The organism is Photobacterium carnosum (assembly GCF_002849605.1).
GTDB lineage: Bacteria > Pseudomonadota > Gammaproteobacteria > Enterobacterales > Vibrionaceae > Photobacterium > Photobacterium carnosum.
The window spans coordinates 1-24,801 of the sequence record NZ_NPIB01000041.1 but is presented as its reverse complement, the minus strand read 5'-3'; the positions used below and the strand labels follow the sequence as shown (position 1 = coordinate 24,801).

At 35.3% G+C, this 24,801-nt stretch carries 25 protein-coding genes; 16 read left to right on the top strand and 9 right to left on the bottom strand.

The genetic code is table 11. The features are described 5' to 3' along the window. The first annotated feature begins 414 nt into the window (after window positions 1-414). Entirely contained in the window at window positions 415-735 is a 321-nt protein-coding gene (locus tag CIK00_RS20420; RefSeq protein ID WP_065208686.1) for a hypothetical protein, read from the top strand. A 312-nt stretch (window positions 736-1,047) separates the two neighbouring features. On the opposite strand, the gene CIK00_RS20415 is transcribed toward CIK00_RS20420, so the two are convergent. The 6 genes from CIK00_RS20415 to CIK00_RS20390 all read right to left on the bottom strand — a co-directional run bounded on the left by CIK00_RS20415 (window position 1,048) and on the right by CIK00_RS20390 (window position 4,369). Further along, on the bottom strand, window positions 1,048-1,362 hold the full coding sequence (locus CIK00_RS20415; protein ID WP_065208687.1) for a hypothetical protein: 315 nt from the start codon (window positions 1,360-1,362) through the stop codon (window positions 1,048-1,050). 88 nt (window positions 1,363-1,450) lie between these two features. Next, window positions 1,451-1,657, bottom strand: a complete 207-nt coding sequence (locus CIK00_RS20410; protein WP_065208688.1) for a hypothetical protein — start codon at window positions 1,655-1,657, stop codon at window positions 1,451-1,453. Then, window positions 1,657-2,400, bottom strand: a complete 744-nt coding sequence (locus CIK00_RS20405) for a hypothetical protein (protein WP_065208689.1) — start codon at window positions 2,398-2,400, stop codon at window positions 1,657-1,659. The genes CIK00_RS20410 and CIK00_RS20405 overlap by 1 nt, the downstream gene beginning before the upstream one ends. A 386-nt stretch (window positions 2,401-2,786) precedes the next feature. Then, window positions 2,787-3,503 carry a hypothetical protein gene (locus tag CIK00_RS20400; protein ID WP_065208690.1) on the bottom strand — a complete coding sequence of 239 codons (717 nt, stop codon included), beginning with the start codon at window positions 3,501-3,503 and terminating at the stop codon, window positions 2,787-2,789. A 131-nt stretch (window positions 3,504-3,634) separates the two neighbouring features. Then, window positions 3,635-3,919 carry a hypothetical protein gene (locus CIK00_RS20395; RefSeq protein ID WP_101770368.1) on the bottom strand — a complete coding sequence of 95 codons (285 nt, stop codon included), beginning with the start codon at window positions 3,917-3,919 and terminating at the stop codon, window positions 3,635-3,637. 138 nt (window positions 3,920-4,057) lie between these two features. Next, complete coding sequence (locus tag CIK00_RS20390; RefSeq protein ID WP_065208692.1) at window positions 4,058-4,369, bottom strand: hypothetical protein; 312 nt, start codon at window positions 4,367-4,369, stop codon at window positions 4,058-4,060. Between the two features lie 982 nt (window positions 4,370-5,351). On the opposite strand from CIK00_RS20390, the gene CIK00_RS20385 reads away from it, so the two are divergent. The 4 genes from CIK00_RS20385 to CIK00_RS20370 are packed head-to-tail and all read left to right on the top strand — an operon-like array spanning window position 5,352 to window position 6,790. Further along, window positions 5,352-5,546 (top strand): hypothetical protein, encoded by a 195-nt coding sequence (locus CIK00_RS20385; protein WP_065189950.1) that lies wholly within the window; start codon window positions 5,352-5,354, stop codon window positions 5,544-5,546. 19 nt (window positions 5,547-5,565) lie between these two features. Next, complete coding sequence (locus tag CIK00_RS20380; RefSeq protein WP_065208693.1) at window positions 5,566-5,979, top strand: hypothetical protein; 414 nt, start codon at window positions 5,566-5,568, stop codon at window positions 5,977-5,979. A gap of 47 nt (window positions 5,980-6,026) precedes the next feature. Beyond that, the gene (locus tag CIK00_RS20375) at window positions 6,027-6,386 is read left to right on the top strand and encodes a hypothetical protein (RefSeq protein ID WP_065208694.1); all 360 of its coding nucleotides are present in this window, start codon (window positions 6,027-6,029) and stop codon (window positions 6,384-6,386) included. A 56-nt stretch (window positions 6,387-6,442) separates the two neighbouring features. Continuing rightward, window positions 6,443-6,790 (top strand): hypothetical protein, encoded by a 348-nt coding sequence (locus CIK00_RS20370; RefSeq protein ID WP_065208695.1) that lies wholly within the window; start codon window positions 6,443-6,445, stop codon window positions 6,788-6,790. Window positions 6,791-6,834: 44 nt separating this feature from the next. Here CIK00_RS20370 and CIK00_RS20365 read toward each other — a convergent pair whose 3' ends face one another. Together CIK00_RS20365 and CIK00_RS20360 are read right to left on the bottom strand one after the other, a co-directional pair. Continuing rightward, complete coding sequence (locus tag CIK00_RS20365; RefSeq protein WP_065208696.1) at window positions 6,835-7,515, bottom strand: hypothetical protein; 681 nt, start codon at window positions 7,513-7,515, stop codon at window positions 6,835-6,837. 121 nt (window positions 7,516-7,636) lie between these two features. Further along, window positions 7,637-8,287 carry a hypothetical protein gene (locus tag CIK00_RS20360; protein ID WP_065208697.1) on the bottom strand — a complete coding sequence of 217 codons (651 nt, stop codon included), beginning with the start codon at window positions 8,285-8,287 and terminating at the stop codon, window positions 7,637-7,639. A 209-nt stretch (window positions 8,288-8,496) separates the two neighbouring features. On the opposite strand from CIK00_RS20360, the gene CIK00_RS20355 reads away from it, so the two are divergent. The 5 genes from CIK00_RS20355 to CIK00_RS20335 all read left to right on the top strand — a co-directional run bounded on the left by CIK00_RS20355 (window position 8,497) and on the right by CIK00_RS20335 (window position 13,489). After that, on the top strand, window positions 8,497-8,856 hold the full coding sequence (locus tag CIK00_RS20355; protein WP_065208698.1) for a hypothetical protein: 360 nt from the start codon (window positions 8,497-8,499) through the stop codon (window positions 8,854-8,856). 103 nt (window positions 8,857-8,959) lie between these two features. After that, complete coding sequence (locus tag CIK00_RS20350) at window positions 8,960-9,511, top strand: plasmid fertility inhibition factor family protein (protein WP_065208699.1); 552 nt, start codon at window positions 8,960-8,962, stop codon at window positions 9,509-9,511. A 111-nt stretch (window positions 9,512-9,622) separates the two neighbouring features. Beyond that, the gene (locus tag CIK00_RS20345; protein WP_065208700.1) at window positions 9,623-10,711 is read left to right on the top strand and encodes a hypothetical protein; all 1,089 of its coding nucleotides are present in this window, start codon (window positions 9,623-9,625) and stop codon (window positions 10,709-10,711) included. A 58-nt stretch (window positions 10,712-10,769) separates the two neighbouring features. Further along, on the top strand, window positions 10,770-11,783 hold the full coding sequence (locus tag CIK00_RS20340) for a competence protein CoiA family protein (RefSeq protein WP_065208701.1): 1,014 nt from the start codon (window positions 10,770-10,772) through the stop codon (window positions 11,781-11,783). Window positions 11,784-12,172: 389 nt separating this feature from the next. Continuing rightward, on the top strand, window positions 12,173-13,489 hold the full coding sequence (locus tag CIK00_RS20335; RefSeq protein WP_232605843.1) for an ISNCY family transposase: 1,317 nt from the start codon (window positions 12,173-12,175) through the stop codon (window positions 13,487-13,489). 151 nt (window positions 13,490-13,640) lie between these two features. Here CIK00_RS20335 and CIK00_RS20330 read toward each other — a convergent pair whose 3' ends face one another. Continuing rightward, on the bottom strand, window positions 13,641-14,993 hold the full coding sequence (locus CIK00_RS20330) for an ISNCY family transposase (RefSeq protein ID WP_101770369.1): 1,353 nt from the start codon (window positions 14,991-14,993) through the stop codon (window positions 13,641-13,643). Window positions 14,994-15,472: 479 nt separating this feature from the next. Between CIK00_RS20330 and CIK00_RS20325 the strand changes: the two genes are divergently transcribed. The 6 genes from CIK00_RS20325 to CIK00_RS20300 all read left to right on the top strand — a co-directional run bounded on the left by CIK00_RS20325 (window position 15,473) and on the right by CIK00_RS20300 (window position 24,419). After that, a complete protein-coding gene (locus tag CIK00_RS20325; protein ID WP_065208818.1) occupies window positions 15,473-15,796 on the top strand; it encodes a hypothetical protein in 324 nt (107 codons plus the stop codon). Window positions 15,797-15,931: 135 nt separating this feature from the next. Further along, window positions 15,932-16,270, top strand: coding sequence for a hypothetical protein (locus CIK00_RS20320; RefSeq protein WP_065208817.1), 339 nt, complete (start codon window positions 15,932-15,934; stop codon window positions 16,268-16,270). A gap of 23 nt (window positions 16,271-16,293) precedes the next feature. After that, complete coding sequence (locus CIK00_RS20315) at window positions 16,294-16,623, top strand: hypothetical protein (protein ID WP_065208816.1); 330 nt, start codon at window positions 16,294-16,296, stop codon at window positions 16,621-16,623. Between the two features lie 25 nt (window positions 16,624-16,648). Then, the gene (locus CIK00_RS20310; RefSeq protein ID WP_065208815.1) at window positions 16,649-16,996 is read left to right on the top strand and encodes a hypothetical protein; all 348 of its coding nucleotides are present in this window, start codon (window positions 16,649-16,651) and stop codon (window positions 16,994-16,996) included. After that, complete coding sequence (locus CIK00_RS20305) at window positions 16,993-23,925, top strand: RHS repeat-associated core domain-containing protein (RefSeq protein WP_101770366.1); 6,933 nt, start codon at window positions 16,993-16,995, stop codon at window positions 23,923-23,925. The genes CIK00_RS20310 and CIK00_RS20305 overlap by 4 nt, the downstream gene beginning before the upstream one ends. A gap of 2 nt (window positions 23,926-23,927) precedes the next feature. Further along, window positions 23,928-24,419: an SMI1/KNR4 family protein gene (locus tag CIK00_RS20300; protein WP_065208812.1), complete on the top strand. Its 492-nt coding sequence runs from the start codon at window positions 23,928-23,930 to the stop codon at window positions 24,417-24,419. Window positions 24,420-24,801: the final 382 nt, after the last annotated feature.

Here is a 24,801-nt window from a genome sequence, read left to right as displayed (position 1 = left end):
CGAGATAATTTCAGTAACTCAGTAGCATCTTTTTGTCGAAGTCTTCGTTCACTAATATCACGAATAACATCAACTCGATTTAATTCTTTTGGACTCATGGAAAGTAACATGGCACAGAGATCTATACTTGGCGGAAAACACCACCAAGTATACCAATATGTGACATCTCTAAGTTGGTAAAAAGTGACATTACTATATTGGGTTTACAGAATCGGATCACATTAGATACCATATGTTAAATACATGACTTATCTTACTGTTTTTTAATTAAAACCATTTTAGGCTACGAGAGCCTAGGTACATTACTTTAAAGGTATAACAAGATGCTGCTGTTGGACGAATTTTTCGCTGATCTCCAATTTTGCCGCAGAGCGTGGCGTTAGCTGTTCAATTTATAAATCATGAGGGATTATAATGAGTAAGTATGTTTATGTGGTATGCCTTTCAACAGGAAGAAGTCACCCGCAACATGATATATTTTACACAAATGTAGATGGCTTGAATGCTAAATCACCAGATTTTGGTGGAATAAATAATATGTGTATTATTTCCCATCATTTGGACGCAAAGACAATTCATATGTTGTGCAGCGACGGTGTTCAAAATAAAAGCGATGTTACGGTCGAAGAAATCACAAGAGAAACATTAAACGATGAGCATAGCCACCATAGAGTTCACACAGATTTGATAAACAATTATTTCTTACCTTATGGTAGATATCCCAACGTCGAGTAAACAGCTAACAAATGACAAGGTATCAACATACTTTCCTTATCTGACGGAAACACTTTAGATCATCAGGTCTAGCACGTTTCTGTCCAGAAGTTGCTCAGGGATAGATTAGGCTTTATTACATATTGGTATTTTGGCTTTTATCTGTTTTTTAAGATAAAGAGCGAGCTACTAACTCATTAATAGACATAAGTAGCTTGCTCGATTATTGGCTTTTTTTAGGGCTATTCGCGCTTGAGTACATTCATACAGAGTTCTTTTTGCGGGTTTAACCATCTTTCCTAAACGATGCGGCTGGTGGCCGGCATGAAGCTCCTATTTCGTATTTGACAAAGGTGGGCAGTAGTCATCCGTTTCAGTTCTAAACCAAGTCTCGCCATTGGCATCTGTTTTTTCATAAAAGCGTCTAACTTCACCATTTGCGTGACGTTCGACAAACATTACTGTTCCATCTTGTCGAATTTCTTCAGTTTCTAATGGTTGAGGGTCTTTGTATTGTTGCATACGCTCACCACCCACAGAACTACCAGCTCGAAGTGCCGCAGACGCTACTCGTTTTTCATTATTGATAGTATTGAAGTGTGTGGCTGCTATCGCGTCATTTATGTCAGATTTTGTATAGCCCGTCATTGTAAAATCTCCGTATTAAGATAAATCAATAATACGATGTACGGCTGGCTAGTCAATGATCTTACTTTCATGACATTTCAATTGTTTGCTACGCATTAACGGTATTAATTACCACTGTTGGCAAATAAATATCACCAGTCGATAAATTTACTCGATAACCTTGCTTCTTCCAGCGAAAAAGAAGTGCTTTTCGAGCATTCAATGTTCTCGCAATCTGTTCGTTATCTTGAAGAAATGCAGCTTCCGCATCTCGTTCATCACCATAGGTTTTTGAAATAAACTCTGAAATATCCATTAGCAGCTTAACTCTTGATGCAGTGCTACTTTAGTTTCTATGCAGCGATTAATGACACGTTCAGCCACTTCACTTGAACAAAGTAATAATGAGAATACGGGATTAAGGTCAAAGGCTGAAAGAAGCAAAACTTTCAATGATTTACTACCTGTCATTGCCTTTTTAATGGCTTGTTGTTCAATCGAAGTATCGCAGTCTCTATTTCGTAAAGCGTCAAGCACATGGCAAGGCTCGAATGATTGAGCAAATACAACATTGCTGCTTGAAGCCTTAATAAGCGTTTCTGCTTTGTGTATGCCAGTAATTACAGCTTTGCTATACATTTGTTTAGATAAGTCACAATCACAATTTGTACTCACTGATTGTCGGATTTTATCTATATCAACCAATGAGACAGATTTTTCCTTTTGGCACTCTTTGATGCGATCAATAGCTAGTTTTGCAATGAAGCTATTTGCCGTTAGTGCGCATATACGAGAAAACGGCAAACTGTTATCAATAATTACAACAGCGTGTGGATATTCTTCATTAATAGCTTCTAACTTTTCAAGATAGCCGTTTAGTTTTAATGGGCTATCTAGCGACTTAGTGTAAGTAAGTAAATTTGAAATATGCTTAATTAAAAATGGTTGATTATCAATATTGGTAGTTAGTTGAATTATGTTCAGCGTATCGGAAACGTCAACAGTCGGACTATAATTTAATGAAGCAATCTTAGAGATCAGTTGTAAGTTAGGGTGCATTAGTTTTTTTCCATGTAAGTGTTCTTGCAATAAATATAACCGCAACAATAAAACGGACTGTGTTTAGTTGTTATGGCCAAAGTTAACACCTATAAAAACAATTAAATTAGTTTATTGGCTCGAATGAAACCACTAATAATAACAATGGGGTTTTTATAAATAACTTTAAATTTATGCAAATTATGGCGATTAATCATAAATCATGGATGTCTATTATTTGTACGGCATGGTTTTTGTCGTGTGCCTTTTTGTTATCTGAAAAGTTATCACTATTACTTGAATGGTTTTAGCTTTGCCTACAGTAAAACAAAAAAAGGCACTACTTTTTTATAAGTAATGCCTCAGTTGTTTATTATAAATGGAGTAGGTTTTAAATATAAAAACAACTACAAAACACGGGATGCGACAAGATAAGCATCATCGTGGTTGATGAATTGTGTCCAGTTACTCTCGCTCAATTCGTCACTGATAGGCAGTGTATGGGCTAGGGCGTAAGTACCTCTACGGTTTAAGATGTTAGAAAAAACGGTATAGCCGTGGACGTTAATAAACAAAGGGAAAGCACTTGGTTTGAAATCATCTGTTTTAAACTTTTCAAGGCGATCTACAGCGTTACTTTCATCATAAATGACGGTATCGGTGATCTCTTTTAGTTTGGCATTGCTAGATACCAGTACCGCGAACGCAAAGTCATTTGCCTGATCGCTATTAGTGCCATGATTTGAATTACAACTGGAATGTCCGTGGCAACACTTACGTTCAAGTGGGTTATCTATGATCACAATATCTTTGATCCCCATAAAATAGGTTTGATTTTCACTGATACCGATCATCCACTTATCTAATTCGAGTTGAACTTGATCATGTAATTCTTGCTTAGTAATAGGTTCGCCACTTTGGGATTCTTTAATGCTTAATAGGTAACGACCGTAACAAATATTCAATTCGTAACCATCTTCATTTTTTGGTGCAACGGCAATTTCGCCACCGCCAAAATCTTCTAAATACTGAAATTCACCAGCAGCTACAATCGGTGATACTTCTCGACCGTCATTTCTTTTCACTGGTAAAAGGGCAAACTGCAGCACATTCTTATCTAACATAAACTCTAACCTTATTGTTTTTGTTGTTTCCAAAATCTATTGGAATTTCATGAGCCTATGGTTAGGTTATATCAGGCAAGTTCTTTGGCAATCCGCGCCTCAGTTAGATAGAAAAAAAGTTGGGAATAAATTTAATATTTACGCTGATTACTGATAAACACTTGGTATTTAGACTGCTTTAAACGGCACTTGTACCAAGAGAGGTTAGATACACTTAACGAAAAAAATTGGTACATAGACTTGAATGGCTCTGTTTGCCAAAACGCCTTTGTGAACGCCTCTTGTTCTTCTACTGGCACTTGAACAATTACGCATATACTGTCGATACCGTGGTTAGGGTCTATTACAGCCACCCCTCGTGTGCAATGTTTATTGAGCAACTGAAATAGTGCGTAATCTTCGTGTTTGTCGTTCATGATGCGCCTTGATGTAATAGATAGGGTATTTATTTCTGATAAAGGCAATATTAGAGGGAATGGTATTACTGTAAAGCGTCACTGATTTGGAAGTAAAAAAAAGCCGTACATTTCTGCACGGCTTAGACGTATTAAGAATTATTGTTTTTTCAGAGATTGTTGAACCTGAAACTCTAATTTTAGAATGCGTTCATGCTGTGATGCTTGAACTTTCTTAAACTCTGAATTTTCAGACTCTAATGTACTGACCGTGGTATTTAGTTGATTTATTTTTGTCTCAGCAACCGCCATTGCCTTAGATTGTTGCTGTATTGCTACAACATTATCTTGAACCAATCCAACAAAAAATGTACCCACCCAAGCAAGCAAGCCAAGAAAACCTAGACCGTTAAGCAGTTCAAGTCTTGATTTCTTTTTAAGGTTCTGTAGATCTTCTTGAGTAAGATACACAGGCTCTTTATCTGCTGGTGGAGGGTTAGCAACCGTACCAGTATCAACAACCTCATTGGATTGAATTTTACCGGATATATATAGCCCTCTTTCTTTAGGAATAAACGGTTTAAATACCTGATAGGCATAAAAAAACCGCGAGTTCTCAATTGGAGAAAACTCGCGGTCATTATAACTTACAATTGTCTTTTCGTGCAGTCATAACTATGACTCTCGTTTCACTTTTAACTCTAAATCAAAAGTGAAAGATCGAATACAGATAAATTGCAGTCACAGGTAATGCAACATACGATATGAAACGTGCAAAGTTAAGACCTTGCTTAATTTGTTTCCCTATCTCTGTCATATATTGGCAACCCTTAATTAATTCTTAATACGTCTAAGTCGTATGAGCTGTACAGAATATGGCGGTAATCTGCAGCGGTTTTTCCAATTTATAGTAAATGGTACAACCTAAGTTTAGCTATTATTACCATAACGCAACGGTTAGTAAACCAATTTTGATAAATTTCGTGTTCTCATGGCGCACTCTAGAGTGCATCATTAACAAGTAAATCTTTAATTTTCAACTGGTTAACATGATATTAACATCAAAGAGGGCGGCGGATAATACAGGAGCAGAACTGTTCTGTAAAGGGACTGTATGGAAACTGCGCCCTTAGTTGTCATAAATTACAAATTCTTACCTAACAAAATACTCAATATTTCTGCCTCACCAACTAATCAAGCCAGTTTTCAAACACCGTATATATTAACGACCAATTTCTTACTTAGCGTAGGCGACGATTACGTTGCGTTTGTTTCATTGCTAGTCTTCCTTTGCTCTGTATAGCTAGAGTAAGTCTTAGTTCAACACGCGGTACTTTGCGAAGTAATTCTTTGATAGCACGTTGCAGCTACCATGCAAGTCAAATGCGCTTGATCTTTCTAATAGTGTTAAGCGTTTAAATCAGTGAGATTTGATTAGTCTTGGGAGGGTTTAATGGAATACGAAGTTGATGTAGAGATTATCTGTGATAACGATGATTGCCAATATTACCCAAGAGAATTTGAAACGGTGCAGGGTACGGACGGTGAAATACATAACTGGACTTGCCCTGGCTGCAAGACCAAATACACCTTTGAAATAGAGTTTGAGCCAACGGTAACGAACATAAAGCAAGTTCAGAAGTATTAATATCATCAATAAGGACAACATGAAAACTTTGATAATTTCTATTTCCATTATCTTTGGTGCGTTAATTATAAGTAATGGTATTAGTGAATCTCACTTGCCACCCCAAGATAGAATTGAGTTAAAGCACCAGCAACAAGAGGTCACGAAGAAAACACTTCAAGAGCAACAAAAAGTCGAAATACAATTAGTTAAAGAAAAAGCGGCTCAACAGGCTGAACAACAGCGTATAAGTGAAAAAGTAGACAAATATGGTAAAGAATCACTTTCTGAGCAAGAGCTAAAAGTTTGGGATGAATTTAGAGTAAATCAGTTCGTAAAAACATTAGCTGTAATATTAAAAGGTCTGGTTTGGTTAGCATCGGTTGGTACGCTTATTATCGCTGTGCGTGAGCTATGGTTGAAACTTTATACAGGCAAGCATCATGGAATTTAATCTCATAGAGTTTGATCTAACAAAAACGAATATGAGGCGAGTTCGGGATGATGCGTAAATTAACAATACTATCAAAAAAGCTATTACTGAAAGTTATATGTGCATTCATGATTTTTGGCAGTTCAATACAACCGACATTTGCCAATTGCAACCAAGATGTAATTATTGACGTTGATTTTTATCGACAAATTAGTGTCAGTGAAATAAGAAAATATGGGTATGTAAAAACAGGACCTAATGATTATATTGATCAACAGCAAAAGTTGGCAGTTCAGCGTTGTGAAAATGAGGAATCTGAATGGCGTAAGGTAGGAGGCGACTTTAAAACTTTAGTTAGTCTAATCTGCCTTTTATTTATTTGTATGCTTCCCTTTTTAAGAGTAAATAAATCATTGCTTAACAAGTGATTTTAGTAAAATATTACTCCTATTCTTTTTATCATTAAGTTAACCAGAGAGTGAATATGCCTTGGATCATGACAACAACCGCATCAAATAAAATTGAAGCTTACAGTTTTGATGTAATGTCGAAATCGCCACAGAAAAAATTCAAACTGGTTGTATTACAATCAGTTATAGAAGCTCCAAAATCATCGTTTATTTTAACATCTAAACTTTTGAACGAATTAAAATTAAATAATGTGGCAGTGTTTGATAGCAAAAAAGAGGCAAGGATAGAATACAATAAGTTAAATATAGGAACATGTCGCTATATCGAATTAAAGTTAGATTTTACGAAAGAGTTTCTTAGTAATCACGTATGGTATGGCTCTAAAAGTAATGGAAGTTGGGTGCAATACATACCTATGTAGAAAATTGGCACGCTCATAAATAGGTATCGTGCCACATAAAGCAGTTAGTTGGTTTCTTTTTTCTTCAACTTATTATTTTTATTGTGTTTTTTTTGCTTTTTGTTTTTTGGTGTTTTTACACTTGGCTTTGTTGCTGCTGGTGGTTGATCGTAACGTTGAAACTTAATTTCAGTTGGATTGCCGCTATCATTTAAGTAACTAATAAGTACAACACCTTTATTGAAAGTTCTTTTGATCATACACATAGTGTCGTAGTCAATTTGGGAACTACGATACAACTCTGTTTTTATATAAACCTTTAATCGGTATGCATCGTTAACACTTCCAGTTATTTCTGTTAGTGTCTTGTCGGTTTTGTGTGGCTTTATTTGTATGATCTGAAAAGGTATAAATACTGACTTATCAAAATTATAAGGTTCTAAATTTTTTGGTGCAGCTTTGATTTTATCGTCATCGCTAATCATGCAACCATGCTTTTCCCACGGCTTACCCACATCATTAAAGAATACACGGCCACCATTTGGACACTGATAAAAGAAAACATTAGCACCACATCTAGTACAGATAGCATTTGGGTTTAAATAGCTTTCATAACGTTTACCTGTTCGTATTGGTAATGCTAACTGAGGCTCTGGATAACTTTCTCCATACTGACGGAAGTGGCTATTATATCCTTGTCCCCAACCACAACGACAAGAGGGTGAATGGTTGCTAGCATTGCACATTGAACTTTCCCTGATAATCATTTATCCAGTAAAATGTTTTATCAGGTAATTTGTATCTAACAAATGTGATTTTTAACGAAACATGACCATGACCTCAATTATAAAGCATAATTATCGGCTCTTATTGAGACTGGGACTCAAACATTAACCTGGCACCTTCTGAATAGAGAAATACCTTTTTATTCATATTAATGCGAAAGACTGGTATTTCTATATTATCTTGAGTGTATTTCTCCACTCCCTTTTTTGTCTTTAACCAACCAGTACCGTTTAGCTGCTCTTTGTATTCATTATGAGTAATGTTTAACTTTTTTTGTAACTCCGCTATGCACTTTTTGGCCTTATTCTTAGTTTCTTTAGCAGCTAAATCACGTTCGTAATTCGCTTGCTTCATTTCTTCTTTCCATTTTAGGTAGTTTTGATTTCGTAAGGCTTCTTCATCTAATGCATTTTGCTTAATGTCATCCTCGGCTATGAATTTAATATCATGTGGTGGGAACAGATGAGACTCTGTATTGAGAGAGAATGGTTTTCTGCCTTGGATGGCTTTATCTTTGCTGGTGGCCTTGTGTTCCTTTTTACTTGTATATTTATAGTCAAACGAATTTCCATTAATTGTCGCAACTGATTTTTTGCCAGCCACAACAGGATTGAAGTAAATATTCACACCCATATATTCTTCTACTCCTGCATCTTCGAGTGTATTTAGTGTGTTTATTAACTGCTGTATTAGCTCTTGTTTGCCAATAGACCCTTTGATAGTTAGTTTCATTTATAGTGCTCTATGGTTTTGATTGTTTTAATAATTTCATTGCGTTAAATAGTACAGCTAAAGACAAAAAAAACAGCACTTACTAACCTAAATATGCAAAAAATAATTATATACACTTATAGCTTGAAGCAATTCACAGACTAAAACTCAAGCCAAAGGTAATGTTAGATAGCATTGGGTTTCGATTTCTATAAAAAGATGGTAGCCCAATGAGTTTAATTCATATTATGTATAACGAGCCGGTTGAGTTTTATGCTTATTACGGATTCTCAAATCATAAAAAAGATTCAGCGAAATATGTAATGTCACCAGACGATGTGAATATTTTTCTAAATAACTTGGAAGATGATGGTGAATTATTCTTGATAACAAACACACTTCAATCATTATGGCAGCGTGAAAACGGAACGCTGTTATTAACAGCATTTCCATCAATCAATGACTTTATCGACATAACAACAAAACTCAATAATGTACCAATAGAATTGATGGATATAGTTAAACAATGGAAAGAAGATGGAGCGTGTGAAGTTAATATAGATTTTGCGCAGAATATGTCACTTATTTAAGCTAGAACTTCTAAGTCACAAGATATTAATTGTTGAATATGCTGTTTACAAATTTATTGATACGACTAATTACAGCACATTACCATGAATAATAGAGGCCATTATGAATGTTGAAATAATTAATAAATACGGGATAGAGTCCTTTGTTTTTACAGTACATGTAGATCGTGGGATTGTTAAGATGAGTTGTAATGCCAGTGATGAATCGATCATTGTTCTTATTGATCGTTTTCGTTTTGAGGATTTGTGGTACAAAATCGGAAAGGGTAAACACTATCAATGTTACATACCTAATTCAGATGAAGAACTTGCAGATCTATCGCGTGGAACAAAAGAAATTTGGATGGGTTGTGGTAAATACCCTGATGCAGAGAAAGGGTTTGCTGAACCATTTGATAATCCTGTGTCTGTAGCTCAATTCACATATACCAACATGCTACGTGGCTGTGCTGGCTGGGTAGATGCTAATGGCTTCGGTATAAGTGATATAACACGAACAATTTGGTTGCTTGCTAATGGAGCTAAAGAGTTTCCAGTTATTGTTAATGATTTACAGAGTGCTATAGCAATTCATGACCTTATTGGTGTCAAAACCTCTAAAGTTTATACTGGTATAGATTTATATGAACGCGCCAGGGAATGCATTACCAAATAAGTATTTTGAGATATTATAGGTAATGCAAATATCTTTTTTGAGTAAAAATGCATAATCAAAGTTAATTTTTCAAATAACAAATGAGCCTGTGAGTACAAGAGTAATTAACGAATGAGAAATGTTGTTAGTGACGACAAAATCAATGATTTTAGAGACTTGGTTAATTCCAATTCTAACTTTGTATATCAAATATATAAAGATAAAGGCGGAAAGAACCTTTTTAATTTAGTTTGCTCTTGTATGGACTGGATCACCGTGTCAGTACGTCACTTGGAGAATGCGCCTGAGTTTGATAAGGACATTGATACAAGATGTATGCAAATCTACTCTCTCATTTTTTCTATTGACCTCATTTTCGAGTCAATTAAACAGCTTCACCGTGTTTTTTTAAATGAAAGAACGATTCCGTTTTCTGGTGAAAAAAAATGCTTCGATAATCGTTTATTCTCGAATGAAGATGATAATAATTATTTTAAAACGATAAGAGCTTGCTTTGGTGCTCATCCCGTGGCGTTAAATCAAGAAAACACTAAGCGTTTTGCTAGTTGGCCTTTTGAGAGTCCTTTCAATACTGGTGATTTAACTGTTCACTTATATAGCAGAGAGGTAAATGAAGACGACTTAGCATTACACCTCAACATAAATGAGTTATTGGATTTTCTAAAAATTCGTTATTCCTATATTGATGTTATTACTGATAAGGTAGAAACACTATTTTTTGAATACCAGAAAAGCATTTCAAAACACTTAATTGAACATAAACCAGTGCCATTGGAACAACTTTATGTTCTTAAAGCTGAGTCGGAAAAGCGATTAAATAACGATTATTATAACGGTGAAATTAATGATCTTATTATGATATTCGAAGCAGTGGTGACAGAAAAGGCTCTTATCCCAATAGCTAATAGTTACAAAGATTCTCTATTGCCATTGATTAAAGAAATTAAGAATAATCTTCAAGAAATGAATATCGTTGATTTAGGAAATGATTCAGATTTGAGAATCAGATCAGATCTTAGTCGAGAGTTAAGCTATGAGATTGGTAAATTCTACACTTGGGTTCACGGTGGTAGATATGATCCCTTACTCAATTACTACTTCGAACGGTTTAACGCTGTTGCAGATGGGAGGTTCGATTTCAAAGAAACTGATGACATTAAATTAACGTTTTTAAAAGTAAAACTGATGTTGGCAATATAACTATTTCTAATAAACCAAGAAAAAGAAAATATAAGTCACTTTGGAATTGGATAAAACAATGGCTGTTAAAACTGCATGGGCAATTAGAGATAGATTGATTAATATCAATCAACTAGATAGAGATACGGAACGTGGCTTTAAATGTAACTGTTTCTGTATCTCATGTGGTTCTGCACTTGTTGCAAGAATGGGAGATCATACGGCATATCACTTTGCACATAACTCTGGCAATAATTGTTCTGTGGAGAGTATTCAGCATCAACTTGCGAAAGTAATCATTGCTGAAAGTATTTCAGACTCAATAACTACCGCATATAACAACCCCATTTATACGAAGCGTTGCGATGAAGAAAAACTATATAGTATTGAGCTTGAAAAATCACTTTCAGGTGGTCAACTTATCGCTGACTGTTATGCTAATCAAGATAACAAACCATTTGCTATTGAGATTTTCTATACGAATAAGAAAGACTCCGATCATATAGATAAATATCATAACCTTGGCATTCCCGCCCTAGAAATAGACGTATCAAAGATGGATCTGCATTTAAGCTACGATGATCTTAAAAAATTTGTCTTACATGATGCGCCAAGGAAGTGGCTCAACAAACCAAAAGAAGAACAATATATTAAGTATGAGTTAACCGAAGATGACTCAGACTGTATAACAGCAGATGATGCTATAGAGGTGTTAGAGGAACTACAACAAAATAATAGGTTGTATGAATTTATCGGTGCTATTGGCGTATGTGGACAGTCTAGTTTTCGTCGTAGAGAAAGAATTAGTGTTCAATCAATCGATGGGATTATTGAGTCAAATGATAACTATATCTTAGCTCGTGGTTATGTGGCTAAAAACATACCAGTGAGTATTATACTTCCACTTAGAGATTACGAACCTAGTAAATTCTTATCCCCAACTATCGTGGTTAATCTTGATATATGGGGAAGTCATCATCAAGTTAATTGGCATGGTATAGATAAGTGGAAACACAAACTTCAATATCAAGCAGATTTTATGGCTCAGAAAAAAGAGAAAAGTCGTATTAAACGTCTTGCTGCAGCTCACTAACCAAAAGGGAAAATATGAGTTAGCAAAGAAGCTAACTGGTGGCTCTTATAAGGTTTTTGCTAGTTTTACCAATAACTATAATTAATTTACCAGATACTTAATTTTGTTTACCACAAGCATGATTCATTTAAACCATAAATGGCACACCTAGATGCACTATAAATTAGTTATTTTTGTAAGTGGTAAGCTCATTACTGACAAGATTTACCACTTGGGCTATCGGTGCTGACCAACGATCTATCATTCATTTACCATAACCTGATTTAACCGGCAATAAGATGTAAACCCAATATAGTAATGTCACTTTTTACCAACTTAGAGATGTCACATATTGGTATACTTGGTGGTGTTTTCCGCCAAGTATAGATCTCTGTGCCATGTTACTTTCAATGAGTCCAAAAGAATTAAATCGAGTTGATGTTATTCGTGATATTAGTGAGCGAAGACTTCGACAAAAAGATGCTGCTGAGTTACTGAAATTATCCCGACGACATATCCAACGTCTCGTTAATCAATATCGCGGACAAGGCCCAGCGGGATTGGTCTCATTACGCCGTGGTAAGCCGAGTAATCGGCGCTATACACCTGAATTTAAACAACATGTGATTGATATTGTTCGTCAGTTCTATATCGATTTTGGACCGACATTTGCTAATGAAAAATTGTGTGAAAAACACCAACTAAAACTATCAACTGAAACGCTACGTCAATGGATGATGGCGGAAGGTTTTTGGGTCTCTAAACGTCAAGCTAAACCAAAGGTTTATCAACCCCGCTATCGTCGTGAATGCCTAGGTGAACTAGTACAAATAGATGGTTCTCACCATGATTGGTTTGAAGGCCGAGCAGAGAAATGTTGTCTCACGGTGTATATCGATGATGCGACAGGTCGACTGATGACCTTACGATTTAGTGATGTTGAATCAACCTTTGATTACATGAATATCACACGCCAATACATTGAAGAGCATGGAAAACCTATCGCATTTTACAGCGACAAACATTCAGTATTTAGACTCAATCGCGGCGAAGTAAAAACAGGTAAACAAATGACTGAGTTTGGTCGTGCTTTGTTTGAACTTAATATCGATTTAATTTGTGCCAATAGTTCTCAAGCAAAAGGACGCGTAGAGCGTGCTAATAAAACACTACAAGACCGTCTGATTAAAGAAATGCGTCTTGCCGGCATTGATTCGATTGAAGAAGCCAACGCCTGGTTACCTGAATTTATTACTGATTTTAATCAACGTTTCGCACGAACACCCTATTCACTCCACGATGCCCATCGCCCATTACGAGAATCATCAAGTGAACTTGATGATATCTTCGCTCGTCAGCGAAGCCGTGTACTCACACGCTCTCTTACTATCCAATACGATAAAGTTGTTTACTTAATCGAACCTAACGATGCCAATAACCGTTTGATAGGTAAGCCTATAATGGTTTACGACTATCCTGATGGCACCATTAGTATTAAGCATTGTGGCCAACCATTAACTTATTCTGTTTTCGATAAACTTCGAACGGTAAACCAAGCAGCTATCGTTGATAACAAACGACTAAGTGCAGTACTCGCCTTTGCTAAGCAAAGCCAAGACCAGAGGGAAAACACTCCGGAACGAACTCGAAGTAAAAGGAACATTAGCCGAGCTGCACAACAACGAGCCATGAATATAGCCTTGATGAAAGAATCTGACACAGTGTGACATTTCTATCTGGGAGAGTTATGTGACATTACTAACTTGCACTAACACCACTTGTTTTCTCTCTTTTAAAATGTCCTCATTATTCCCCGATTAAAATGTCTCCTTTTAAAGTAGTTCATTGTGGTGAAATTTGGGTTATAGAGTAGGGAAGTCACGGTTTTTTTCTGGTACTGGGTTTAAATTTTTCTGGGTGAACTAACACTGGATTGATGGCTTCAAGTTGACGGATTGCCCGTTGTTGGGCGGTTCGTTTGGGGGCTTTTTTACTGCGACTACGTGTTTGTTGTTGGTCATATTGTTGCTGTTTCGCCTGGGCAAATTTCAATACTGCGCCCAAACGTTTATTATCGACCACCTGACCTTGGTCAACATCTTTGAGCTTATCAAATACTTTAAATTCTAATTTTCGATGACCGTATTGAATGGCGATGGTGCCATCTGGGCGATCTAGAACGTTAACAACTTGATGTACAAGTCGTTGATTTTCTTCAGTTGGATCAATTAAATAGATAACTTTGTCGTATTGAAATGTCAGTGACTTTGATAATTTCCTTGGTTCTTGCCACGCAAAAATATCGTGTAATTCATCAGTCGATTCACGTAATGGCCGATGCATGTCTTTAGGATATTGAGCGGCTTTAGCAAAACGTTGGTTAAAATCAGTGATAAAGTCGGGGAGCCACGCATTAGCTTGTTCAATATTATCAATGTGTTGTAAACGCATTTCTTTGACTAAGCGATCTTGTAATGTTTTGTTGGCACGTTCAACACGGCCTTTGGCTTGAGAGCTGTTTGCGCAAATCAATTCAATATTTAAGTCATGCAATACACGACCAAACTGAGTCACGCGGTTGGTTTTTGCATCCCGTTTACTGACATGAAACACCGCATGTCGATCGCTGTAAAAAGCAGTGGGCTTGCCATGTTGCTCAACATATTCGCGCGTTGTCACCATGTAATCAAACGCAGATTCTGTTTCGCTAAACCGCAAGTTCATCAGTTTGCCGGTGGCATCATCAATGAAAACCAACAAACAACATTTGTCGCTGCGGCCTTCAAACCAATCATGATGTGAACCATCTATCTGAATTAACTCACCATAACAATCGCGACGATAACGAGGTTGATAAATGCAAGGCTTACGTTTGAAATGTGGAACCCAAAGACCATCAGCGATCATCCATTGACGTAAAGTTTCTAATCCAATTTTAATACCGTGGCGTTCAATCAGTTTTTCACGCGCCAATGTGGGTCCGAAGTCTGAGTAATATTCGTGGATGAGATTTAAACATTGATGGCGTATATCAGCATTAATTTTATTGCCTGGTGATTGTCCGCGACGTTGATGAACCAAACCAACAGCACCGAGATCTCGATAGCGTGTTATTAATCGTTGAACCTGACGAACGCTGATATTAAGAAGCTGTGCAGCATCTTTACGTTTGATTCGTTTTTCACAAACATCACGAATTGTACCTAAGCGAAATATCTCTTTGTCATTCATGGTAACCAACATATTTTGTTTAACTCAAATTGATCAGCAGATACTGATCACTATAGAAAAACAGGACATTTTAGCTTTGCAAGAAAGAGACATTTTACCTTGGGGGCTACACCACTTGTGCGTGATATATTGATTATGTTAAACCGAGGCCAAAAAGCAGAAATTTACTTAACTTATGGGATTAAAGCAAAATAACAAAAAATGATAAAGAGCCGGTGAGTTAGTGTCGACTCAGCACGAATGCTCTAGATTTGAGTCTGAAGTGCCAAATAAAACTGACCACATATTTGTTTATGTAACAAATGGTATTTAAATAATAATATTACAAATTTGTATATTTGTTAAAAAATCATTTTTATTGAATTTTCATCCACATAGAAGCATTTAAAATAACTATATGCAATATGTATTTGTAAAAGTATGTGTTTATGGTATACAGTGTATAAAATTACTTGCATATTAGTCAAAAAGGAGACTGTGTGTTTAAACCCCAATACATTTTAATAATCCTACTTATTCTACAATCCTCATATATATACGCAGCAGAAACATATATATCCGGGGATGTTTATGACATTAGCAGTGCTGAGGCTGGACTTTTAATTAGAATAAAAGGAAATGAAGTACCCACAAAATGTCAAAATCCTGGTGGCTTTGGATGGATGTTAATTTCAGAAGAGAATAAGACAATGATTTCAGTTGCGCTAGCAATGTTTACACAAGGAAAAACGGGGGCAACTATATATACAGTAAATACTGGAGCGAGTTTCTGTAAAGTAATTCAATACGACCCTGATAATTAAGTAAAATACAAATATGGAACTAACAGAGATACTTTAATCTTAGTCGTTAATATTTATTATATACAGTCAGATATTTATTATAGAAAAATTATAATGTTTTTCTACTATTTGAAATAATAACCAAGGTGATTTAGTTTGAAAAAATACATCAAATATACATTAGTCATGTTTTCTTTATTTAATATACCATTATCTTATTCTGCCACAGGAGACTCTGGTTGGAGAGATATAAGTCAAATTGGCTGTCATTTAAATGGTGGAACTTGTTATGTCTCTTTAGATATAAATGTAGGGCCTGCTGAATGCAGCAGTAATTCTATTCGTTGGAATAAAGATAGTTCAACGGCAGGAAAAGAAATATTTAGTTTATTAATGGCAGCTTCAGCTGCGAATAAAAAAGTGAGTTTTCAAGTTTCGGATCAATGTTATGGTAATTTTCCAACATTTTCATATCTGTCAGTATTAATGAAATAATCTAACAACCTAAGGTTTCTATAATGAGAACAATAACAGCAATTTTTATTTTATGTTTTAGTTTCCAATTATTCGCTGGCGAACAACGTGGAAAAGTAGATGCTCTATATGCAAGGGCGAGTGATAATTTACATTTGGTCTCTTTATCAGGAGGAAATAAGAGTAATAGTCCAAGTTGCGCTACAAATAATTATTGGTTGATAAAAGATGAAAATACAACAACAGGTAAAAGTCAATTTAGTCAATTGTTGGCAGCAAAAATGGCAGGTAAAGAGGTTACAATAGAAGGACTAAATACATGTGGACGTTGGCCTGATGGTGAAGATATCAATCTTATTATTATTCGAGATTAACGTATTAATTATCAGGATGTGAAATGTGAAAACATTATTTGTTCTTATATTTATTTTTACTGCGGGTTTATTTATATTAAATTCATCTAATGATAGGACTCGCATTAATAAAAATGATAGTAGACAATTTCCAGATCACTCAGTTAAGAAATTGGGTGTGGAAATTGAATATCCGGCTCCAATGAAACAATTGCAGCAAGTATTAACTCATTCATATGTCAATCCCCCTTCTGATGAACCATCAAATATTGATGCTGCTCTTAAAGAACTTCACTTTCAAACCTCTAATGACATAAATGATGAAAGTATTGAGCAACTACAGTCTCAAATTAATCAGTTAAGAACTGCATTAGAAAAAGAAGATAAACAATGAATAATATAATCAAAGGATTTTTGCTTTTCTTAACGTTGTTTACTGTAAACGCAGTGGCTGAAGCGCCATATCTAGAAGGGGAATTTGAAGTCTCTGGTGGTCAAGCAACGTATACATTACCTATAGATATTCCAATGGCCCAAGCAGGATATAAGCCAGTATTATCTTTGGCTTATAATAGTGGACATAGTAATGGCGTACTTGGCGTTGGTTGGAGCGTTAAAGGACAAAGTGCGATTAGTCGTTGTTCTCGAGACCTTTCAACTGACGGTCGTTGGGGAGGGGTTCAATTTAACAGCTCTGATAGATATTGTATTGATGGAGTACGTTTAATTGCGGTAACTGGTGCAGATGGTAATCATTTAACCGAATATAAAACTGAAATTGATGATGGAAATAAATATGTTTCTTATAACCGTATCGGATCTGGACCGGAGTACTTTAAGGTTTGGACTCCTGATGGAGATGAGTATACATATGGTGCTAATAGTAATTCTCGTTTAGCTATCGCCAATAATATTGTTAAATGGTCGTTAAGCGAAAAAAAAAATCAGACTAATAATAAAATTTCTTATCAATATATTAATGATGCTAACACTTTGTATCTTGATACGATAAACTATGTAGGCGGTAAAGTTAAATTTAATTACCAAGATCGCCCTGATTATAGTATTCAGTATTTTAAAGGTGCTAAAATTTCACTAAGAAAAAGACAGCATAATTTAAAAGTTTATGGGGCTACCAATAATGAAGTTTACACATTTTCTTTTGAATATATTCAGTCCCCTAATGTAAAACTTAGCCTTTTAAGTCAAATTAGAAAAACTTACCAAGGTAATGAGTTAAAGCCTATAAATTTCACCTGGAAGACGAATCATACAACCGCAATATTGCCTAATAACATTAGTGTTCAAGGCAAAGTTAGATTATTCCATGACGCAGAAAGAGATGGAATATTAGAATATTTTGATGATAGTAAGCTTTCTGGGTTAAATTATAATGATAGAAAAGGATTAGAACATGCTGGAGTTGGAATATGGAGCCATTCAGGTAAAGAAAGTATTAAACAATATGCCTCATCACATGCAGATATTAATAACGATGGTATAGATGAAGTTGTTAATAGTTGGCAAGGTTGGGCTGACTTAAATGGTGACGGAAAAGATCAATCCTATTCTATACCATCTCCTTCAACATCAGATAAAATAGAATTAAGAAAATATATTGAACTTGATATTAATGCTGATGGTATAGCTGATGCGATGAGTTTTTATAAGGCTTCTCGACGTGTCAAGATTCATAGTTCTAAGGGGAGGGATATATGGAAAAAAGTATATTATTCTAGAGCTAACATTAACATTACTAATGGGAATATTAATCTTTGTAAATCTTGCTCTAAATATAACATTAGTGATTTATTGTTAAATGATATTAACAATGATGGTTATCTTGATTTGATTTTTACTACAGGTGGAAAATTATATTATTCTATTTTTGATGGTGTAAGGTTTTTAGACGAAAAATATATTACAGATATATCGGGTAAACTTGAACAAGTTACAGATATAAATAATAATAATATTAACGAAATTATTATTTATGATTTGTTTGATAATCAATCTAAAGTTATTTACCTTAACTCTGATCTTAATTTATTAAAAAAAGAAAGCTATCATGGTTTTGTTAGTTATTTAGATTACAACGCAGATACAATATTGGACCGTATTACTTATGATAGTAATGTTAATAGTTCAACAATAGTCTTATTGAAGGATAATGCAGTTCCAAAAATTGCACAAATTAAACAATATAATCGTTATTATAATATTCAGTATCATCCTATATCTGATACGACAGTTCATAAACAAGAGTTCTTTTTTCAATACCCAGTGTTGAATACAACACCGAGTATGACAGTCGTCAGTCATGTAGAAGACACAGGCCAAGGAGAATATGATTATTTTTACAATGGTGCAAAATCACATGTTAATGGTGGTGGATTTTTAGGTTTCAGAGTGATTACTGAAACGAGTAGAATTGCGAATGTCACAACAAAAATAATTTCTTATTATGAACAGTCTCATTCGGTTGGTAATTATAAAAAATATTTGCCAACAGGAAAGTTGATTCGAAAAGAAACGTTTATTGATACTCATAAAATATTAGAAGAAAGGTTTGATTATCAATACCATAAAAACTTGGCTATTAATGGTATATATTGGTATCGAATAGATCTATTGAACCATACAGCACAAAAACGAGATATAACTAATGCTGATTTAGGTAAAATAATCACTAATTTCACTTATAACGCTATTGGTCAGTTAACAAATAAAAATGAACGTACAATACTTACGGGTAAAGAAGTCGAAAATAAAAGTGAAGTTTATTCATATATATCGACAGGCTTACCAAGTCATAATGTTGTCTATCAATCTCAAAATAGCCTATCAAATACAATTGCTCAAAAGCTTTCTAAGTTTGAACATCTAGATTTATGGTGTGGAAAAGATAATAAGCAGTATATTAAACCACGAAATAAATTTGTTCTTATTCATGGCGAAATTATCACGCCTATTCTGACGGCTAATTTTCCATATTTCTATCGCTTGAATATATTGCACGGCTCGTATAATTCAACCAGTAATGTGAATATTAATACAACAACCTTTACATCAATTACAGAAGCGGTATTTAATGAAGAATCACCCCAGCGTTGTGGTGAGTATTTTATTCATGATTATAATGGCGATGGTTTACAAGATATAGTATCAGCAAAAGGATCATCAGCAACTTTAGTCACTGAATCTGGACGGGAATATTGGAAAGCGTCTGCGATTAGTCAATTGGTAACGACAGTTTTATATCAGGGACTCACTAAAACTGCGATTGGTAAGATGACTTATGATCGTCGAGGATTATTACTTTCGCAGACAACCCAGCTGTCAGATTATGATAGTAATAATATTGGATCGAAATCACTTTACCATAAATTTCAATATGATAACTACGGTAATATCATTACAGAAGAGACTGGTGGGACAAACACAGCGTCTAGAATAATAAAAACTGAATTTGATAGTCGAGGTCTTTTTGCTGTAACTAAAATCAATGCATTAGGTCATAAAACACAGTTTGAATATGATCCCCAATTTGGCTTAGTGTCAAAAATTACAGATCCAAACAATCGAGTAACAACAAATACTTATGATGAATTTGGTCGGCTGAAACAGTACTCTCTGCCTGGTAATAATAATTGGACAATATACAATTATTACTTCGGTAACCAATGCCAATTTAAAGAGTCTTCAGCTATTTCATGCGTAGTGACTCAAAATAATCAGCGTGGAACGATCTATGAACAGTTTGATTCTGCAGGAAGAGAGGTGCGTGATATTCATCAAGCCTTTGATGGTCGTTGGATTTACGTTGACAAACATTGGGATAAAAAAGGACGAAAAATACGTCACAGTCGCCCTAGTTTTGAACAGCCAGATAGTACTATGTCTAATGTTCCGTATAGTCTATTTGCTTATGATAGTTTAGATAGAGAAATATACAAAAAGGAGCCGTCAGATTCAGGTAATGGGTGGCATGAAAGCCATATATCATACCAAGGATTCAAAGAAACGATTACGGAAGATAAAAATGGTAGTACTTACACAAAAATAATTACTAAAAATATATTAGGCCAGATTGCACATATTCAAGAGCCATTAGGTGCTTGGCAATCTTATACTTATTATCCTGATGGTAAGCTTAAAACAACCGTTGATTCAGCGAATAATATAACAACTATTCAGTATGATAACCTAGGTTATCGTAATAGATTGATCGATCCAGATTTAGGGACTTGGACTTATGATTATAATGCTTTTGGTGAACTGATTTATAAACGTGATGCTAATGGCAAAGTAACCAAAATCAACTATGATCGGTTAGGACGAAAAACGCAGGAAGATGTTGCTGGTCGTGTTTCTACATGGGCATATGATAACCGTGGAAAGGGATTGATTTATAAACAAACTAGCCCAGGATATATTAAAGAGTTTTTCTATATTAACGGACTACTTACTGAAGAAAAAATGGTGGCCAAAGGGCAAACATTATTACAGCGTTACCAATATGATGGTTTTGAACGTTTAACCCAAGAAACTCGCCCTAATGACCTTGTGCTTCAATATGTCTATAACCAGTATGGTTATCAAAGTGCGGTTCGAAGTCCTAAAACGGCGGCGGATAGTGTATTTACGAGCCAAAGCTTTCAGCAAGATGTGAGGTCATTAATCAATGACGCGACGTCACAAGCACAAAAATATTTAGACTTAGCTAATCGTTATGCTCAACAACGTGATTTCTTTAACCAAAAGGTGAAGGAATTGGATGGGCGAAGCGTTGATATTAATCAACTTGATAGTCAATCATGGGGAATATTAAAAGGCGCGCAACGTTTTAAGAAGTATTGTAATAGTGCCGGTATTTGTTATCTTCAGCCGGCAACATGGCTAATTATACACGGTGATATTGCGGTACCTATTGATGTCAATAGTGGTGAATATTATCGTTTATCAAGTCGTTACAATAATACGCGTGATGGTAATAAATACTATGATATAACAGTATATGCTATTTCTAGTGCCGAATTTAATAATAGTGGTGCGACAAAACAGGATGAGTTGGTAGCGCAAGATTATGATGGTGATGGTGATGGTAGTCATGATTTGATTTCTCAGAAGCATAGTCATGGCGTCTATAAAGATGTAGTAACACAACAAGCTATTAATTTAAGTGTGCATGATTTAGCTTTATCTAGTGAAATAGCAAATAAGAGGTATAACAGCTACCGTCAATTGGCCAGTCAGCTTATTTCACTTTCCCAACAAGTTGCTAAATTGAGTTCTCTATTTAATAACGATGTTAATAACTTAAATCAACAGAAGAAACACTTACAAACAATAATTAAACAATCTGAATTAGCGAAAGCAAACAAAGATGGGTTTATTTATTATTGGCAGCGTACTAATACAGATGCTTACGATCATACAACAAGCGAAGTATTGGGTAATGGACTAGCTAATAGTTATGTGCATAGCCAAAAGACAGGTCGTGTACGTGTTATAGCCACTCATAAGGCGAGTGATGTAGTAAGCCAAAGCAATAGGCTTAATAATATTCATATTAAAAATGACTACCGTTATTTAAGTTATGATTATGATAACTGGGGAAATGTTACTCAGCGGTATGATAGAAATCTGGGACTTAATGAGCGATTTACTTACGATTTACTGGATCGTGTAACCCGTTCTACACCTCTGCTCGAGGATCGTAATCAACATGGTGTAAATAACCCTGATTTTAATCGAAATTTTGATTATCGCTATGACAATCTCGGTAATATTATTTATAAAACAGATGTTGGTAGTTATCGTTATAATTCGTCGCACAAGCATGCTGTTACTCAGGCTGGTGATACTACTTACAGTTACGATGCTGTCGGTAATATGGTGCTCGCAACGAAAAATAACAAAACAGAGCGTATAATTACATGGACTGATTTTAATAAGCCACAACGAATCACACGTAATGGGCATACAACATCATTTGAATATGATGCAAACCAAAATCGTTTTTATCGCGAAGATAGCAGTGGTAAACAAACTCTTTATTTCAGCAATTTTTATGAACAAGTTTATGATACTAAAACGAAACTTGTTGAGCATAAGCAATATGTCTATGCCGATGGTAAATTAATCGCATTACATATTATTAAACTTGATAGTCTTAAACGATTAAAAGATAAACAAATTCGTTACATGCACTACGATGCCTTAGAGTCAGTAGATATGATCACTGATGGCTATGGTTTAGTGGTAGAGCGCCGTAGTTTTGATGCTTGGGGCAAGGCACGTAAGTTATTATGGCAAGATCTTAATAATCCAGCAACGCTAGTGCAATTTAGTCTTACAAACCGAGGGTTTACAGGCCATGAGCACTTAGAAGAAGTGAGTCTGATTCATATGAATGGACGTGTGTATGATCCTGATTTAGGACGTTTTATTAGTGCTGATCCGATGATACAAGCTCCTTTTATGACGAATAGTTTCAATCGTTATTCGTATGTGATGAATAATCCACTAAAATACCATGACCCAACAGGATATACATGGGGTGACAGCTTCGGAGGTACTTGTAATACGGATGGCAGTATGCGTAATTCGGCTGGAAATCGAAATGGCAGTTGGAAAAATAATAGTAACGGCTCCGTTGATATTAAAATGAATCAGCCAAATTCAAGGAAATACGGTAATGAAATTCCAAAATCGGGGCCAAATCCACAATCAGAACTTAAAGAAAACAAATTAGATAATTTCGGAACTTGGGCCGGAAATGTTTTTTCTGTTGCTCTTTATGAATCTTTAGCAACGATACCGCAAGGTTATGTAGAAATAAATGGATTTTTAGAATCATTAAGAAGTGATGAATCTTTTCAAAATCCAAGTAAAATAGCTATAGGTTTTGGGTCACTCGCTATTGGGATTGTTACTCATAAATATAAAAAACTTGAAGGGGCTTTTGTTACAAAGAGTATAAAAGAGTTTGATACAGTGCCTTACCGTCCAACTAACTCCCCCTTTGTAAATCACCATGGTGTTAACGATGTTTGGGCAAAAAACAATATTTCTGGATACAAAAGTAGAGCGGCTGACAATCCGACTATGGCTCTTAGTGTTAATGGACACAAAGCAGCACATAGAGCAGGAAATGATTATTTAAAAGAAACTATGGGATCTGTACGGAGTCAAGCTAAGAATCTTTCGCCTAGACAAATGCAAAAAATGGCGGAGAGGCAGTTTGATGCTGCGAATGTTCCGATGGCGGCTAGACAGAATTTCTACAATAGTTTTAATCGATATACTTACGGAAAATAAATATGAATTCGTTACTAGAGAAAATAAGAAATTCAAAGAGTTGTATTGTTTTCCCCCCATCAGGTTTACCTGAAATTAGTGGTAAACACTCTTTACCTGAAGATTTAAAAGAATTTTATAGGGAGTGTGGAGGTATTAAGTTCTTTGTCGGTACCGATTATGCGATGGAAATCGTTAGCCCTGATAACCTAGTATCATCTAACCCAGTAATACTACCTGAAGGCTGGGAAGAATACATACCTGAAAATGACATATCAAATGACTGGTACATCATAGCCGAAGCCGGACCTGAGCAAAGAATATCGATTGACCTCGGTGAGAATCGTATCGGTAAATGCTACGATAGTTTTTGGGATATACACGCCTCGCCAGGTGAATGTCCCGTTCTAGCTCTTTCCTTTAGTGAGTTGTTGGAAAATATTTTTAATTGTAAAGGCGGATACTGGTTTTGGTTAGCTGACGATTTTTCTAATCTTGATGACGCTTACGATTGATACAAATGTAAGTGTAGTAAGTAGAAAGTGATATCGTTGGATCAATGTAATACACCTTTAAAATCGTCCCTAGGAACGATTTTAAAGGCTTAAAAACCTATCATTCGACACCTAGTATGACTTTAAAATAAAAATGACTGTATTTAACAGTATGCATCTATCCCGCACTACGTGTGTAAACCCAATATAGTAATGTCACTTTTTACCAACTTAGAGATGTCACATATTGGTATACTTGGTGGTGTTTTCCGCCAAGTATAGATCTCTGTGCCATGTTACTTTCCATGAGTCCAAAAGAATTAAATCGAGTTGATGTTATTCGTGATATTAGTGAACGAAGACTTCGACAAAAAGATGCTGCTGAGTTACTGAAATTATCTCG